Source organism: Enterobacter sp. MGH 33, from assembly GCF_000534535.1.
In the GTDB taxonomy this organism is placed as follows: Bacteria; Pseudomonadota; Gammaproteobacteria; order Enterobacterales; family Enterobacteriaceae; genus Enterobacter; species Enterobacter hormaechei_C.
On sequence record NZ_KI973213.1, the window covers coordinates 43,197 to 59,098 of the forward strand.

Below are 15,902 nucleotides of genomic sequence, written 5' to 3' on the forward strand. Positions count from 1 at the left end.
TTTTAAGCCTTAAACACCAGAACGAGATAAGGCTCGTTAACACGGTGATTGTATTTACGCTGCTCGTGCCAGGTATAAACATCGACAGTTGCAGACTGGCCAGCAGGCAAGTTGTAATAGCCGAACATGCCGGACTGGTTTTCTGAGTTGTCTCGTTTGCCATACATCTGCTGCTTGACACCATTTACCGTATATTCAGTAATCCTTGACCATGAATAGGTGTTGGTATTCTCCGATGGAGCGTAATAGTAGTACCCACCGGAAACGTAGATCACACGAGCGAACGTCTGAGGCGCAAGATAGATACTGCTGCCATTAACCATGTAGGCTTTAACGATATCGCCATCAATCTGGTTGGCGTGCAGTTTCCCCAGAATCTGGCAGTTCTGTGCGATGGTAACGTTATTCAGCGAGCCGGAGTTCGCAGTGATGCTTCCCCGGAACGTACCGTTATTAAACTCAGGACTACCATTTTTGGGGATAATCCAGCCTTTACTGCCAGCGGCGTAATCGTTCGACTGAATGACGTTACCAATTTTGGCGTTAGTGATTGTGCCGTCTTTGATATAAGCGCCGTTCATATACGCCACGCTGTTTTCGATGACAAAAGGCGTGGTGATCTTCCCGTTTACGGAGTTGACCAGACCAAAACGGTCTGCCTGAACCAAAAACTGCGATAGACCGGTGCTGTCGATACCCAGCGCGATACCTGCAACGTACTTCTGGCCGCCACTGGTAGACGTTTCCATCTTCAGCGTCCAGGCAGCAGAAACCTTCTTATCGGTATCAGCAATTGCCTTCGCCTGCTCCTGGATGAGAGCCGAGTTACCATCAACTTCAGCCTTAACTGTATCAATTCTCTTACCGAGAGCACCGTCAGCATTTGCACGCGCGGTGGCTTCGGATGTGATAGCAGCGTTGATATCTTTGCCGGTCTGAGCCTGAAGATTGGTGATCTGCCCGGCCAGAGCAGAGTCGGCATCTGTACGCGCTTTCGTCTCCGTGTCGACAGCGGCCTTGATGTCCTCTGCCGTCTGAGCCTTCAGCGAGCTGATCTGCGAAGCCAGAGCACCATCTGCATCGGTTCTAGCCTGGGTCTCTTCCGCAACGGCGGCTTTGATATCCTCACCAGTCTGGGCCTTCAGTTGGGTGATTTGCTTCGATAGCGCCTCATCCGCTGTGGCTCGGGCAATCTGTTCTTCAGTGAGTGCCGCGCTGATATCCCCTTCAACTTTCGCCTGCAACGTGGTGATCTGACGAGAAAGCGCTTCATCCGCAGTCGCACGCGCCTCTTGTTCAGCAACGATGGCCGCTGAAATATCGTCGTTGAGCTGGGCTTCCAGCTTGGAGATATGCGTCGCAATAGCCTTATCTGCCTCTACGCGAGCCGTTGTCTCTTCCAGAATCGATGCCCGGATATCCTCACCAATTTCTGCGCGGATCTCTTCCACTTTTGAGGCCATTGCAGACATATCGTCGGCAAACGTCTTCTGAGTGGTGGCGATCTTCGCGTTATTGACCATTTGCTTGTGCTGGTCTTCATCCTGACGCAGAGCGAGGTCAATATTGGTTTTGGCCAGAGCCTCGATATTGGTCGATACTTCCGCGCTGGCGCGTTCGACTTCGGCAACGGTCTTTTTCATCTCTTCGACGGCGGCAACGCTGTCATCGACGGAGGATTTCATTGCCTCAATCTGTTTGGCATTTGCCTTATCGCCTTCGACACGGGCTTCACGCTCTTCAGCAATCAGCGCGGAGGCATTGTCGAGCGCAGCGTGTGCCGCTTCCACAGCACCTGCAACGGCTTTGCCCTGCTCGGAAACGGTCTCCTGCAACTCAACCAGAGCCGCATTAGAGTCCTCAACCTGTTGCAGCGCGTCGTTGACCTTGTCCAGCGTGCCAGAGACTTCATTTTTGAGGTCGTTCTGGGCCTGTTCAAGCCGACCGCTGGTGTCTTCCAGTTTGCTGTCCAGATCGGCAACGGACTGATCAAGCTCTTTCAGGCTTTCTTCCATCTGTTTGTTGATGGCGTCGACCGCATCCTGAGAGGCTTTAGAGTCGATTTCCTCCAGCAGCTCCTGTCCCAGCTCGGAAGAGGTGATCTTCCCGGTAAGGAATGAGAGGACGTCTCGCGTCATCGCTTCCGTACCCAGATTGGAGTTCGGCGGGCTTAACATGCCACGCTTGTTCACCGCGCGAACCCAATAGTACCAGGTCTCGCTATCCCCAAGACCGGCATGGGTGAACGTGGTGCTGGCAGCCTCTGCAATCAACTTTGCCGTTTCCAGATCGTTGGTCTGGGAGGCGTACACGTTGATGTGATCGAGGTCGATTGAGTCCGGGTTGACCCAATTCAGAATCACGTTGCGGTAGTCACCAACGGCCGTCAGAGAGGTAGGAGAGCCTGGCGGCGTCATCGTACCTTTCACCTGGTAAACGGTACTGATGATGTCCGTCTTCTTGCCGCTGAACGAAACCGCATAGAGCTGAATGTCGTATTGGCCATTCTCGGCAATATTGAGTATCTCGAACTGCTCTTCGGTAACGCGTGCGGACTGCCAGTTAGAGACGTTGTTCTCATCGGAACGACGCCAGCTGATCCAATATTCCGCAGACTTACCTTCCCAGGTGGCAACGAGCTTGATTGAGAGGTTGCCCGGACTGGAGATATACGTCCCTTCCGTCACCTGCAGGTTGGTCGGCTTCGAATAAGTCGGGTCGAGAACGGTGTTGTTCTCGGGGATCAGCGTCGCGCCGTTGTCGATGGCTTCGTACTTCGATGCGTTATTTTGGACAACGGTAACGTCAAACGTCCCCTGAGCCTCGCCCTGGGCAACGTTGATAACACGCACGCGCATTGGCTCCAGATCTGGCTCGGTAATCGTCCAGACGCCATTCATAACCGGCATATCACCGGAATTGAGCGCTTTGGAGAAGGTTACTTTGGTAATGTCTTCCCCGGTCTCAAGAATATCGCGCTCAACGATTTCGCCTTCCTGATTCAAGATCCGGATGTAGCTACCAGCCTTATTCAGCGTAACCGGTGCGTCGAGAGTGATGCTGTTCTTTGTGAACGCCACAATGCGGCCAGAGTTGCGTTTACCAGCACGGTATTTGTTCTGAATCAGCACCGTTTCGCCCGGCATCAGGAAGGAAGCATCCAGCCCTGCCGTAAAGCTGATAACGTCGGACTCCATGCGTGCGGTATACAGCAGCCACAGACCGACACGATGCGCCTGGCCACGGCTGGTACAGCCGAACGCAACCACTTCGGTTTTGCGCTCGCCATAACGACGCATCGCCTCCTGGTCTTCGACGTACTCGATGTTCTGCTTGTAGCCGTCTTCCTTGTTGTTGTAGGTCACAAGAGCAACTGACGGACGGTCTTTACGCGCAGATCCCTTGTAGCTGAACATGCCGTCTTTGACGTTCGCGTTGGTGAACATCATGACCGGATCTGACGGGCTATCCTGCATGACGTTAACCATGCCGCCAGCCCAGAAGACCATACCGCGGAAGGCGCCAGCGATATCCTGAATCAGTCGGTACGCATCCTGACGGCAGGTGATCTGGGTGTTGATAGCGAAGCGCTTCTCTTTACCCCCGAAGCCATTGTCAATTTCTTCATCGCAGTAGCGGCCAATCTGGTAAATCTGCCCGAGGTCAATCATGGACTCAGAAACGTACTGCCCCAGGCCATAACGAGCGTTGGTAAGCAGGTCGAAGAGAATCCAGGCAGGGTTGGAAGATGACAACAGCTTGAATGTGCCATCCCATACGCCGATATAGGTGTTTGTGTGTTCGTCGTAGTTGGACGGGACGCGGATCTTCAGACCACGCACCAGATACGAACGAGACGGCATCGAGCTGCCGAACTGCTCTGAGTTGACCTTGAGGCCGACCAGCGCGGAGTTCGGGTAGTTCATCGGCGTATCGACGATCTCACCGACAGAGTCCACCCACGTATCGTTAAAGATGTACTGAGTGTTGCTGTCATCGGTCAGACGAAGCACGCGAACCTTGTAGGCACGGCCTGGCTTGGGCAGTTTTAGTTCATAGCTGCGGTAGTAGACGCCCGTCTTTTTTGCCGTCAGCGTAATTTCGGAAGTGCTCTCCCCTTCTGCAATGGCGTCCTTGAAGGCATTATCGCCATTGGCAATCTGGAATTTGTACTTCACGGTCGTACCGTTGGTATCACCGGTCTTTTTGTCAATGCTACGCAGAGACGGGAACTTCAGAATGACGCGGACACGGTCTGCCTCATCGTTATCGATGGCAATCGTAACGTCGTGCATTCTTTTCAGCTGGATGTTGACTGACTTCGGCGTTTCAACGAAATCGAACCCGGACATCGGCGTCTGGTCTTGTGAGCCATCGCGGAAGTCCCAGGTGATACCGCTAAAGTTTGGAGATCCGTCTTCGTTCAGGATTGGCAGGTCATCAACGAAGATCGACTTTGCGCCATCCACCAGCCCGCCAATGACACCCTCCCCGAGCAGGTCGAGGATGGACGCCATAGCACGCGAGTTTACGGTATCGTCGGCTTCAACCGGCGTGCGGCTGGAGCCACTGCTTTTCTTACCGCCAGCACCTGCAATCAGGAGAGGCAGTCTCTTCTTCTTGAACTGTTCCATGTTCAAAAATTTCCCTTCTTACTAAAGCTGGTCGATGGTGATCGAAGAACTCACAACCTGTGAGCCGACCAGAATTTCCTCGCCATAAATGAGCTGAACCGGGTTGCCCTGGTTAGTGGTGTTTTGTGGCCCGTCGAAATAAAACGAGTTCGAGTTATCTGCCTGCCTTACGCTGTCATTGGTCGCCTGGGGCGAAATTAGCTGCGAAATACCGCCCATCATTAGCGACAAGCCGAGCGGGGCCAGCGCTGGGAACCAGAATGAGGCAACCATGACGAGTGCCCCTACGACTGTCTGGAACCAACCAAAAGCCTTACCGCCACTACCGCGAGGAACTGGCGTGATGCGGATCTTCGCGATGTTGTCGGACTGCCCCATCATTTGAAACTCGCTCTCATCAACCGACCACTTATGCCCCTGCTTATTGGTGATCTGGATGTGGTAACTGTCGTAGGTCTTCATGTTGCGTTTCATCCAGGCTTTTAAGCCCGGACGGTTGGCTTCGACCAAATCCAACGCCTGTTTGGTGTTGCGCACTTTTAAATGCCAGTGGCGGCCGAAATGTCTGGCCATCGGGCCACCAAGTTGCACATGAACTAACTCAGTCACGCTTCATCTCCCTTGAGTAAGTCTCTGTGACGCAGGTGGTGCGTCGTGTGTTTCTGGTACATGCCACCGTAATAAGCGCGACAGCTCAGACGGTCGATCTGGTGGTGCAGGATCATTCCGTCTCCGATGTACACCGCGCAGTGGTCAGGCATCTTTCCGTACTGAATGAAGAAGACGTCACCACGCTGGGGTTCCGTCCCCGGCGCCAGACGAACAAGCCCTTCATTGCGGTAGTTCTGATCGAGAATGTCGGTATCACCCGTGTACCACGATGGAATATGCAGGTGCGGGTTTGGATTCAACTCGACGTTGAACTCACGCTTCAGGTAGTCGCGGCACAGCATCCAGCAGTCGAAGACACCAAACACATAGGGCCGCCCCAGATAAGGCATCTCAAAGCCGTCTGGGGTGATCACATTCATCTCACTGAAGTGAAATGGCGCATCGCCCTCGACATTCTTCCTAACAGCCAGAATCAGCCACGGAACTTCCGTTGCCTCGCATCCGGCGCGGTCGGCGTCTGACGCTTCAGCTGATTCGTCAGTGTGGGAGTGCCAGATGGCAACCACGTCTCCCGCATCTTCCGCTGCGATAATGTCGTCAGCGTGCATAACAAACGTGTTTTCCGGGTTTTCAGACACGTTCCGGGCTTCCATGAAGCGATATTTCTCGCCAGTGGTACGCACCAGAAAGCCACACGCTTCGTTCGGGTAGCGTTTGATGGCTGTCAGATAGATTTCCTGCATAACGTCCGAACCAAGCTCCGGGAAAGCTCTATTACCCATAACGCGTTGCTCCAATGAACCCGCCAAAGTGGATTACGCCATTGGCAAAGTAGTTACGGCGTGCGTTGCATGAGTCGTAGCGTTTCGTGCAGTAATCCGCGCCTGACATGGTGGTTTGCTGGTTGTTTTTGTCGAAATAGGGGCCGGTGTAGCCGCACTCTGGACCGCGGTATTTCCACGGGCAGGTGTTTTTGATGATCTGGCGGTACGGCAGCTGCACACCCATCAGATCGAACACACTCGACAGCTCAAACTCGACAACCTCATGGGTTTCGAGAGTCTTCTGTTCGATGAACCACATCTCATCCGGGAAGTGCTGGTTTGGATCTGCGGTTGGATTCCCGTCTTTGAAGTTGGCCGCGTCGAGAAAACGCGCCAGCGTCATCTTGCGGATGATGCGGCAGCCCACCAGATCGTCGTTTGCCTGAACTTCAGCGGAGACAGTTCCGGCAAAGTTGGAGACCTGGATTTTTGGACGCGGCAAAGTACCCTGACCAGTCTTATCAAAGCCTGACGCCTTGATTGGCCACGGTTCGTAGGACACGCCTTGCCAAACGACTGGCTCCATCAGTTCGTTTGTACCGGCGTGGAAAAACAGCTTGCCCCCAGAGGTGGTGTTCGACATATCAAGTTCGAACAGCTCAATGAGCGCGGAGGGCGACAAGCTCTGAATATCAGCTTTAATACCCATCGTTTCTTCCTTGAAATAAAGAGGCGCCAACATCCTGTCAGCGCCTATAGATAATAGTAAATAAGTGCTTACTTATCTAGTGGGTTAAATTATCCTTCATAAATTTGTCGGAAGGTCGCAGTGAGAACGAGATAGCCCTGGTAACGCTTCACAGTATGGCTGTCGCACACCACAACCATCTTTTTGCCACGAGGGTTCGTCCAGTAGAACGACTCAACGGCCGCGCGTGCCGTCAGAAAGTCATCGACGGCATTAATAACGTCGTAAGAGCGCGTAAATGTTAGGCTCCACTCTTCTTTAATGCGATTGAGACCTTTGGCCTGGCGCTGTTCGTAATCGTCACCGAAATTCAGCACCGTCACGTTAGGCTTCACGGTCTTTTCCGACTCGTAGTCGGGATACCAGTTAAAAGTCAGTCTTTCCATCTCACATCCTTGTGAGACTGCCCCTTCCGGGGCAGCCGTGGTTAGTTACGTTGAGAGTTAGGGTTGAGCGAACCGCCTGGCCGCTTCTCCTGAGCGATGGTTTCAAGCGCGATCGCCTTCATGCGCTGCGCTGCCTGACTCCATGCGCCTTCGGAATTGCTGTTCTCCGAGACACTGCCGTCGCTGTTGACGTTGATCTCAATGCTGACAGGTGAGAAAACGCCGCCACCGCCGCCTTTAACACCCTCTGCGTTGAGCGTGACCGGGATGGAACGCCCATCCGGAAGCGGAACGTAGGCTTCGTTCATATCCCCTTCACCAAACAGCGCCAGCTGTGGAGAATCAGCGATGCCACCTTTCTGATACGCACGCAGCGGAACCACGCCGTCTTTCCCGAAAATGCCGCCTTTGGCGAACTTCGGAATTGCCGGGATGCCGCCAGTACCATCAGATGCCGATCCGGTGAGATTGTTGAATCCGGAGTTAGAGCCGGAGGAACCAGATCCGATGTTGTCGAAGCCACCACCAGCCCAGGCCGACACCAGCCCGGAGGCAATGGTAGCGCCGAAGCTCAACCACTTATTGCCAGAGCCGGACATGTTTGCGCCCAGCATGGCAAACGCGGCAGAAAGCGCCCCAGTGACAGAGCTAAGGTTCTGCATGGAGAAGATGGATGTCTTCACCGCTTTGGTTTCCGCGTCTTTGGCTTCAGTACTGGTGAACAGTCCATTTACCCAGCTGCCGATCGCGTTGGTTGCAGATCCAATCGCGCTGGTCGTCTGCTGAGTGGTCTGCCCCAGACCGGAGACCGAGCTGGAGGTCTCTTTCGTCGCCTCACCCACGCTCTTATCGCCGTTGACCGCATTCATCCGGACGCCCTGGTTGGCAACCGCTGACGCGACACCAGAAAGCAGATTGCCGCTCTGAGAGCTGCCCGCTGCCGTCGTTCCCATCCCCAGCATGTTCATGAGAGGCAGGGTGATCTGCGTCTTCACAACCATGTTGGTGATGTCACGGAGGATGGATTCTGCCAGGCTGGAGAAGTCCATTTTCCCCTTCATGACGAAGTCGGTCAGCGTATCCGTCATGTTGCTGAACAGGTTGCTCCAGCTATTTTCCAGCTGATCGGCCAGATTCTCGTACTCAAGCGCCAGCTTCTGTGTCGCCGTACCCGTCTCTTTGATGAGAGCGGTGTTGCCTGCCGCCACCAGCTGGTTAATCTGCTTGGTGTAAAGCGCCACGATTTTCGGATCAGAAGCCTGGTCACGCAGATCCATCAACGCTTTCAGGTTACGGTTGTAGGTGTCGTTGAAATCGACCACCTTCTCTTCACGAGACGGCTTGTAACCCGCGCTGATGATAGAATCGGATTCCGGCGCCCAGGTGGAGATCATCTGCTCGACGTTGCGGCGGTTGAACATCTCGCGATAGTCGTCGCTCGCGTTCGCCAGGTCAGCCAGGCGTGACTTGGCTTTGTCGATCATCTCCTGAGTGATGAACTCATTCGGTACGGCGTTGGCCAGTTCGGTCAGCGATTTGGTGGTATCGCGGAGAGACTGATCAAACGACACGGTCGCTTTTGAGCTTTCACCCATCTGCCCCATAAGCTGATCGGCTTTATCCAGGGCTTTCTGGTAGCCGGCCGCCAGCTTACGCTGCGCATTTTCTTCCTTCCTCGCGGCACGCTGAGAAGCATTGGCAGTACGCTGCCCGGCTTTTTCCGCTGCTGCGGCGTCCTGCTCACGCGCTTTGGTCAGTGCGGCGATCGCGGCTGCACGTTCCTCGTCGCTCATTTTCTCCAGAGAGCTGGCGCTGGAGGCTTTCTGCAGGTTCAACTGGGTTTTGAGCTGTTTCGGCCCGATGATCGGCTTGCCTTCGAAGTCCAGCATCGCCGTACCGTCTGGCAGTGTGCGCTGGTAGGTCGCGGAGTCCATCTGGTTCCGCATATACTGCGCCAGTGCTTTCTGAGCCGCTTTATCGGTCGTTCCCAGCCCCAGAACGGTTCCCTGGTTGGACATTACGCCCTTACCGGTTTTCGCCGCGCTATCACGCTCGAACTCCGCCTGAGTCAGCTCCTGAGCAACAGCTTCAAGATGCTCCTGATACCCACGGATGCTGCCTTGTAGCTTCTGAACCTGCTCGGTGTTCCCCTCTTTCTTCGCTTTCTCCAGCATGTCGCTGAAGTGGGCAATTTGCTTCTCGGTTGCGTTTTTGCGAGAAGACAGGTCGTCGACCAGCTTCTGCGCCGGTTCCAGATAGGACTTGTTCACCTTCTCGCGAAGCGGTGCGAGCAGCTTGTTCTTCTCGTCGTCCGAAAGCGATTTGTCGTCGTTGATTTTCTGGATCTTATCCAGAGCCTCCTGACGGGCTTTCACAAACGTCGCAGAGAAGACCTGGTTATCTGCCCGGATTTTCTCAATCTGGGATTCAGCAGCCTCTTTTGCCAGCCGTTTGGCCACCGCGCCATCACCCAGCGCCATCGTGCCTGTGGTTCTTTCGTACTCTTCCTGATTTTTCTTCAGGCGAGCCTCAACAACCTCTTTGGACTCCTTCACGGCGACAGGGCCAGCCGCTGTGGAGTAGTAGTTCACGCTTTCGCCGGTTTTAAGCGCCTGCTGGTCTCGCTGGATCTGCTTTTCAAGCTCGGCTGCACGCGCTGCCATCTGCGCACGCTTGGCCGCCGTCATCGCCTCCGGGATTTTGCGGATCTCATCCACGACTTTGGACGTTTCGCTGCGGAGCATGGTCATATACGTGATAAGACCGGCTACAGCCACGGTAGCTACGGTGAACGCTGCACCAATGGGGTTTGCTGCAATGAACGCAGTTAGCCCAGCAAACGCGCCCTGAAGCCCCGTAATCGCGCCACGGATAGCGAAGATCAGCGATGGGATTGGAGCCAGCCCCATACGAGCCGCACGATTAAAGCGGGTGACAGCTGTCGCGCCCAGATTGAACGGAGCCTGGAGAACGGTCGACATCTTGGTAAATGTGTTAACCATTTGCCCGGCAGTGCCAATCACGCCTGCAATCCCGGCACGCATCAGCTTGAACGCCACCATTGCAGCAACGACTTTGCCCAGGCTGATAACCAGTTCCTGGTTTTTAGCCAGCCACTGCGCCAGCTCGCGTAAGCCGTCGATCGCCGTGGAGAGTCCGGAACCCAGCGAGTTAGCGAACGAAATGCCCTCTGCGCTATTCATGATGGAGGCCAGCTCTTTCATCCCCTTTGAGAGAGAATCCAGATAGCCCGCCTGACCGACACGATCGGCAAACAGCGTAAAGGAGGTTTGCAATTGCGCCAGCGCACCAGTGTAGGTTTGCATCATGTCTTTGGCGGCGTTTTCGTTCTCCGCACGCAGACCAACGAACATCAGCGATAGCGCCTGTTTCGCTTCCACAGTACCGGTGGAGACTGCTTTGGTCAGTTCCCCCATAGTGATACCGGCAGCGTCTGCCATCGCCTTCATCGCGTTAGGAACGGCTTCACCTAATTGCTGACGCAGTTCTTCCATCGACACGACGCCCTTACCGGACATCTGCTGGACAGCCACGGCAGCACGTTTAAGCAGCTCGCTATCGCCGCCGAAGCGTGCAACGGAGTCCACCAGTGCTTTCAGCGATCCGTCAGTAGGATCGAGACCTGCCGAGCGGAATTTAACGAAGGAATCGGTCAGCGCCTGCATCGCAAACGGGGCGTTTTGCGCCATATCCACGATGTACTGCATATCCTCTGCGGCTGCTTTGCCAGGGTTGGCCTTGTCCTTGTTCAGCCCGCGCAACATGACGCGCATACGCTCCATTTCGGAGGCGGCTTCGACGATTGGCTTCTGCCAGCCAAACAGGATGTCAGTTACCGTTCTTGCTGCATCACCAATCTCGCCCAGCAGGAAAATATTGCCGCGCAGACCAGAGAAAACGCCATTTTCAGCACCGCGCCAGCCGTGGCCATTTGTGCCGCCACGTCGACCGCCACCGCCCTCACCGTAGCCGCTGGTGCGCACACGTACCGGCTTGCTGATCAGTTGCTGGCGGCCAATCACGGCATCCATCTGATCGCGGACTTTCTTCAGCCCCTCGGCAGCCTGGCTCGCTGTGACACCCCAATTACTGAGACGCTTCGTCGTGGTGTTAAGGCGCGTATTCATGCCACTCACGGAGGAAGAGGCTTCTTTTACCTCCGTACCGAAGCGGCTGGCGCTCTTGCCAGCGAACGTTGCCCAATCGGAAAACTCGTTGAGTTCAGACTGAACCTTGCGCAGCGATGTGGTGAGTTTATTAACGGATGAGGTGGTTGTGTCGACGCGCTCAATCAGGGTTTTGAGACCTGAGTTGAGGCTGGTAATGTTGCCTCGCGTCTTGCGCGAAACATCAGACACAAGCTCGAAGCCGGCAGCTACATCCTGTAGTTTGTCTGCCGTGGCATCGAGCTTGGACTCCAGAACGCCGATGATGCGGGAGACCGAACCCAACGAGCGTTCCAGATTGTTAATTTTCTGAGCGGGCTTTGTGGCCTGCTCCCCGAATCTGGTAAGTAGCTTACCCGCCCGGTCGATTGACGCTGTAAACTGCTTGTCTTCCAGCGACAGGATAAACTCTACGTTTTGTGACATTCCCTTGTCATCCTCTGCCAAAAATTTGCATCAGTTGCTCTTTGGCGTCAGGGTCTGCCTTATCCTTGCGTGGATCGTAGACTTTATCGGTTACGACTGGTCTTCCAATCCTGAGTTGCAAACCCTCCATGAACGCCTTCACGCCCTCGCCATCTGCCTGGGCAGCGCGAGCGACTTGCAGGTTGCGGACATCCTCTTCCGCGCGCAGACGGTCGATGTTGCGACTGAGCATCCAGAACATCGTTAGAGGGACGCCCAGCAGCTCTAATGGCGACACGGCGTAGTGAGCAACTACACGACTGAAATAGAATCCGAGATCTATCGATACGGTCTTTACCCCGGATTCATCGCGGGAAATTACTTTGCCCCTTCACCAGCCGCTTTTTCGTTCTCTTCATCAATCACTTCCATAGCGAAGGTGAAGATCTGCTGGAGCTGCGGAACAGTCAGTTTTTCCAGTACAGCGTCCGGCACGGATGGGATGACCTTGCGAACCAGGTCGGCGTAAGCAGTTACCTGCTCAACAGGCGACATGTTCTGAAGGTCTTTGCCTTCCATCTGCTTGATGGAGACGAACAGGCCAACAGTCATTTCAACGATGGGGTATTCCTGACCGCCGAACTTGATGCTTTTCTTCGGAGGCAGAATGGAGTCGAGATCGAGTAATTTGGTCATTGGTTAAAGTCCTTTTAAAAGAGAGGCTCTTCCTGAGCCTCTGCTTAGTTGCGTCGCGATTATTCGGCAGAATTAACCGTTACTGCTTTGGTCGCTTTCTTGCCGCCGCTATTGCTGGTAAAGGAGATATTTGCCGAACCTTCAGCTACTCCGCGAACCAGACCAGTCTGGTCAACGGTTGCTTTCTCCTGATTGTCGGATTCCCACACACCGGTTTTATCGCCGGCATCTGCAGGGGTGATCTGGGCAGTCAGCTGCACGGTCTCACCGGCTTTAACTTCCGGAGATTCCGGAGAGATAGAGACGGTTTTAACCGGCTTTGGGCCGCTCATTTTCCCCAGCACGCCGTCGTCATCCGGGTAAGCGGTGAACTGAACGGAGAACACACGAACATCATCAGACTGGTAGGTCATGGTGAAGTTACCTGCGGTCGCAGCTTTCGGGATGGTCAGAACGTAGTCGGTGGTATCCTGCGGGGTCAGAACCAGCTCTTTGGCTACGTCGATCAGGTTGACGCCCTGTGCGGAGGTGATGGTCACAGCGTTATCTTCTTCGCTCAGGGTAGATCCCGGCATCAGATCGACCATATTCTGCAACACAGACTCGGCCAGCGGCGCAGTGATAGTGATGTTACGACCCTGCACCAGCTCGGAGATGGTGGTCTGCCCCAGCTGGTCTACGGTGACTTTCAGAGTTTCGGTCGCAACTTCAACCTGAACACCGCCTTTGGTGTAACCCAGATCAACGCCACCAAACGACACTTTGCAGGCGCCAAGTTTGATGTTTTTTACATGGGTATTGGACATTGTTGGAAAACTCCTTTTTCCGTTAAATCAGCACCTTCATGGTGCCAATGGTAAGTATATACTCACTTATTTTATTAATTCAACAAATAGCCCGCAAATTCAATCGGGATACCCGCTTCAATCAACGAACCTTCGTTTTTGGGATAAGTAATCGGCATCGACATTGGCCGAACCAACCGGAAGTAAACGCCCTCCGACACGGTTTCTTCGACCGGGAACATGTCCATGATCTTATTGGCTTTCGCCACCGCCTTTGTGATCGTCGCATTACGCACGATGACGGTGAAAGAGTCGTGATAGAAGCCTTTTAACTCATGGTCAATGGTGATCCCCGTATTGGGAGTAACCAACAGAACACCGGACTTCACATTGGCTGGCATGTAGTGACAGAAAATGTCAGTGCCGACTGTACCGATCTTCGCCTTCTGCATCAGGCTCGCAAATGCTTCAATAAACACATCAACCTCTCGTAAAACCTGCTTTCCTTGCCGCTTCTGCTATCGTCTGAGTGAACTGCTTCTCACTGATCTGCACGGCTCTCTCAAGGAACAAAGGCCCAACTCGTGGCTTCACACCAGCGACTGGCGGGTTGGTGACGCTCTTCATGCGGGAGAGATAGCCTAGACGATACTTGCCCAACTCCATGTACTCCGCATAATCGCCAACCTCAACGCCCTGATGCCCTTCGCGTGGTTTGGCTCCAGATACCGATAACTCAATACGCAGCCCGGTATAGCCTTCTTTGACCACTCTCGCGAAGATCGCGCTTTCGAGTGAGCCGGTCTCCAGCGGGGCCATTGCCCGCGCCAGACGCTCAACCAGACGCGCCAGCTTCTCCATGTCACGGATGAGATAACGCTTAAAGGCTTTCTGGCTGTTATTGAGCCTGTCGCCAGCACGCTTAAACTGATGTGCGTCGTACTTCAGACCCATATGTTTGCCCCTACTTCCAGATGCCCAGGGCGCCCACGCAGTCCCCAGCGACGATGCACGCTGGATACCTTCAGCTTTTGCCCCTCCAGAATGAGAACGTCATCAAGCTGCACTGCGGCCTCAAGTGGGATCACCAGAACAGCATCGAACAATTCCAGATTCGCTTTACCGCGACTGCCGGAGCTGTCCGCACGTACCGATGACTTCTCGTTACTTTGCTCAAACTTAACGACGCCGACGTTCGTCTTCCTGACGAACTGCAATTGCGCTTCACCGTAGACGTTCTTCGAACCCAGACGGTAAATCGCTATCTCTGCTTGCCATGAAATGTTCATGCACTCTCCCTGTGGTTGGCAGCCGCACTCATTACCAGGCGAAGGCGCGATTGCTCGTCTTGAGCCTTTCGACCAGAAGTAAATAATGCGACTGGCGTCACGCACGGCGAACAATCATGCGGTTATTGATGTAACTGACCAGCAGTCGCCAGGTACTGCGAGCCACATGCACATTTGCCGCTTTGCCGGTGCGGTACATATTGGTCGTTTCACCAATGGACTCAGACAGAATGCCGTCCTCGCGGGCTGCCGCTACGTCATTACCGTTAGCGATTTCGCAGGCTTCATTAACCACGGCCAGCATTAATGCCTGTTTGAAGTAGTCCGGGAACTCGTCGAATTTCTCCGGCGTCATCTGCTCCCAATCGATCAGATCGTGACGATATGCCCCGTCAGCACCCCACGGAATGTCATAGACGTTCAGCATGTTTTGCGGGCGGTCGTAACGGTCGAAGTCGATACGCAGGACTTTGCGGATTGAGAACGGCAGCGTTTTGACGCGTCTGGTGGCCTCAATGAGACGTTTGCGCATCAGCCCTTCGCCATCAGCTAACAGGGTGTCGCCGTTCAGCATATCGATAGCTTGCATCTGGGCGTCTGCGACCGTTGCGAATGACTGGCCTGGAATTGACAGCTCGAAGCTATTCAGCAGAACGTACATCTTGCGCTCTTCATGCGTCAGCCCGGATGCCACCGCTTTGACAATGACGTGTCGCAGATCGCGCTCTTTATCTGAAAGCAGGTTGTGTTCGGCCGACACGACAACCGGAATGGACATCTGCCCCTCAGTAATATCGAGAGGTTCGTTATCGACGATGATCGCACCTGCGCCATCTCTGACGGTATACGTGGCCGACTCAATATCCAGAACGTTAAATGCAAACGACAGGGAAACTGCTTCCCCGCTACGGTACGTGTCGATCTGCGCCATTACTCACCGCCCTGTGCTTTCAGGATGCCTTCGATCATTTCAACGATACCTTTGGCTTTCACGCCAATCTGGTTGCCGATCTGACGCAGACCCGCAATACCTTCACAGTCCGCAATCGACTCCAGCTCTTCACGAGTAAAGCGCTGTACCGGTTTGGCTTCCACTTCAGCCGTACCACGTTTCATTGGCACAATATCCGGGGCCGCCGTCTCGACAATGTCGTCCGCAGTCAAATCATTGCGGCTGCTGTACGCGGCAGAAGGAGATACATTTTTGCCTTCAACGGTAGTGGCACGCATGGAGGCACAAATCCGCTGCTGATCGATGAATGGCAGTTCGGCAACCGAGATGCCGTCGACAAACTGGATACCGCAGAGAATGCCCGTGTACCCCAAAAATTGAGGCTCCAATAAACGAATTTTTGCTGGTTTCATTCTTCTTCTCACTTAATGGGCGGCATCGCCG

At 54.3% G+C, this 15,902-nt stretch carries 14 protein-coding genes; all 14 read right to left on the minus strand.

Going from position 1 to position 15,902, the window contains the following annotated elements:
* Positions 1-2: 2 nt before the first annotated feature.
* Entirely contained in the window at positions 3-4,634 is a 4,632-nt protein-coding gene (locus L379_RS00960; RefSeq protein ID WP_032655904.1) for a phage tail tip fiber protein, read from the minus strand.
* A gap of 21 nt (positions 4,635-4,655) precedes the next feature.
* Positions 4,656-5,243 (minus strand): tail assembly protein, encoded by a 588-nt coding sequence (locus L379_RS00955; RefSeq protein ID WP_032655906.1) that lies wholly within the window; start codon positions 5,241-5,243, stop codon positions 4,656-4,658.
* A complete protein-coding gene (locus L379_RS00950; RefSeq protein ID WP_006812507.1) occupies positions 5,240-6,028 on the minus strand; it encodes a C40 family peptidase in 789 nt (262 codons plus the stop codon). Before L379_RS00950 ends, L379_RS00955 begins: the two co-directional genes overlap by 4 nt.
* On the minus strand, positions 6,021-6,719 hold the full coding sequence (locus L379_RS00945; protein WP_016051624.1) for a phage minor tail protein L: 699 nt from the start codon (positions 6,717-6,719) through the stop codon (positions 6,021-6,023). Before L379_RS00945 ends, L379_RS00950 begins: the two co-directional genes overlap by 8 nt.
* An 89-nt stretch (positions 6,720-6,808) precedes the next feature.
* A complete protein-coding gene (locus tag L379_RS00940) occupies positions 6,809-7,144 on the minus strand; it encodes a phage tail protein (RefSeq protein WP_000440566.1) in 336 nt (111 codons plus the stop codon).
* A 41-nt stretch (positions 7,145-7,185) separates the two neighbouring features.
* A complete protein-coding gene (locus tag L379_RS00935) occupies positions 7,186-11,757 on the minus strand; it encodes a tape measure protein (RefSeq protein WP_032655909.1) in 4,572 nt (1,523 codons plus the stop codon).
* Between the two features lie 7 nt (positions 11,758-11,764).
* Positions 11,765-11,989, minus strand: a complete 225-nt coding sequence (locus L379_RS00930) for a hypothetical protein (protein WP_000952684.1) — start codon at positions 11,987-11,989, stop codon at positions 11,765-11,767.
* 125 nt (positions 11,990-12,114) lie between these two features.
* Positions 12,115-12,432, minus strand: coding sequence for a hypothetical protein (locus L379_RS00925; RefSeq protein ID WP_000163862.1), 318 nt, complete (start codon positions 12,430-12,432; stop codon positions 12,115-12,117).
* Between the two features lie 59 nt (positions 12,433-12,491).
* Complete coding sequence (locus L379_RS00920; RefSeq protein WP_006812510.1) at positions 12,492-13,238, minus strand: Ig-like domain-containing protein; 747 nt, start codon at positions 13,236-13,238, stop codon at positions 12,492-12,494.
* A 74-nt stretch (positions 13,239-13,312) separates the two neighbouring features.
* Positions 13,313-13,696, minus strand: coding sequence for a minor capsid protein (locus L379_RS00915; protein WP_000469441.1), 384 nt, complete (start codon positions 13,694-13,696; stop codon positions 13,313-13,315).
* Between the two features lies 1 nt (position 13,697).
* A complete protein-coding gene (locus L379_RS00910) occupies positions 13,698-14,171 on the minus strand; it encodes a hypothetical protein (protein ID WP_006812511.1) in 474 nt (157 codons plus the stop codon).
* A complete protein-coding gene (locus L379_RS00905) occupies positions 14,162-14,506 on the minus strand; it encodes a hypothetical protein (RefSeq protein ID WP_001027662.1) in 345 nt (114 codons plus the stop codon). The genes L379_RS00910 and L379_RS00905 overlap by 10 nt, the downstream gene beginning before the upstream one ends.
* Before the next feature lie 97 nt (positions 14,507-14,603).
* Positions 14,604-15,437, minus strand: a complete 834-nt coding sequence (locus tag L379_RS00900; protein WP_000057119.1) for a hypothetical protein — start codon at positions 15,435-15,437, stop codon at positions 14,604-14,606.
* A complete protein-coding gene (locus L379_RS00895) occupies positions 15,437-15,871 on the minus strand; it encodes a hypothetical protein (RefSeq protein WP_000801184.1) in 435 nt (144 codons plus the stop codon). Before L379_RS00895 ends, L379_RS00900 begins: the two co-directional genes overlap by 1 nt.
* Positions 15,872-15,902: the final 31 nt, after the last annotated feature.

Bases quoted from the DNA above. Each gene is read 5' to 3' on its own strand.
- L379_RS00960 (WP_032655904.1), bottom strand. From the start codon at position 4,634: ATGGAACAGTTCAAGAAGAAGAGACTGCCTCTCCTGATTGCAGGTGCT.
- L379_RS00950 (WP_006812507.1), bottom strand. From the start codon at position 6,028: ATGGGTAATAGAGCTTTCCCGGAGCTTGGTTCGGACGTTATGCAGGAA.
- L379_RS00945 (WP_016051624.1), bottom strand. From the start codon at position 6,719: ATGGGTATTAAAGCTGATATTCAGAGCTTGTCGCCCTCCGCGCTCATT.
- L379_RS00940 (WP_000440566.1), bottom strand. From the start codon at position 7,144: ATGGAAAGACTGACTTTTAACTGGTATCCCGACTACGAGTCGGAAAAG.
- L379_RS00935 (WP_032655909.1), bottom strand. From the start codon at position 11,757: ATGTCACAAAACGTAGAGTTTATCCTGTCGCTGGAAGACAAGCAGTTT.
- L379_RS00930 (WP_000952684.1), bottom strand. From the start codon at position 11,989: ATGCTCAGTCGCAACATCGACCGTCTGCGCGCGGAAGAGGATGTCCGC.
- L379_RS00925 (WP_000163862.1), bottom strand. From the start codon at position 12,432: ATGACCAAATTACTCGATCTCGACTCCATTCTGCCTCCGAAGAAAAGC.
- L379_RS00920 (WP_006812510.1), bottom strand. From the start codon at position 13,238: ATGTCCAATACCCATGTAAAAAACATCAAACTTGGCGCCTGCAAAGTG.
- L379_RS00910 (WP_006812511.1), bottom strand. From the start codon at position 14,171: ATGGGTCTGAAGTACGACGCACATCAGTTTAAGCGTGCTGGCGACAGG.
- L379_RS00905 (WP_001027662.1), bottom strand. From the start codon at position 14,506: ATGAACATTTCATGGCAAGCAGAGATAGCGATTTACCGTCTGGGTTCG.
- L379_RS00900 (WP_000057119.1), bottom strand. From the start codon at position 15,437: ATGGCGCAGATCGACACGTACCGTAGCGGGGAAGCAGTTTCCCTGTCG.
- L379_RS00895 (WP_000801184.1), bottom strand. From the start codon at position 15,871: ATGAAACCAGCAAAAATTCGTTTATTGGAGCCTCAATTTTTGGGGTAC.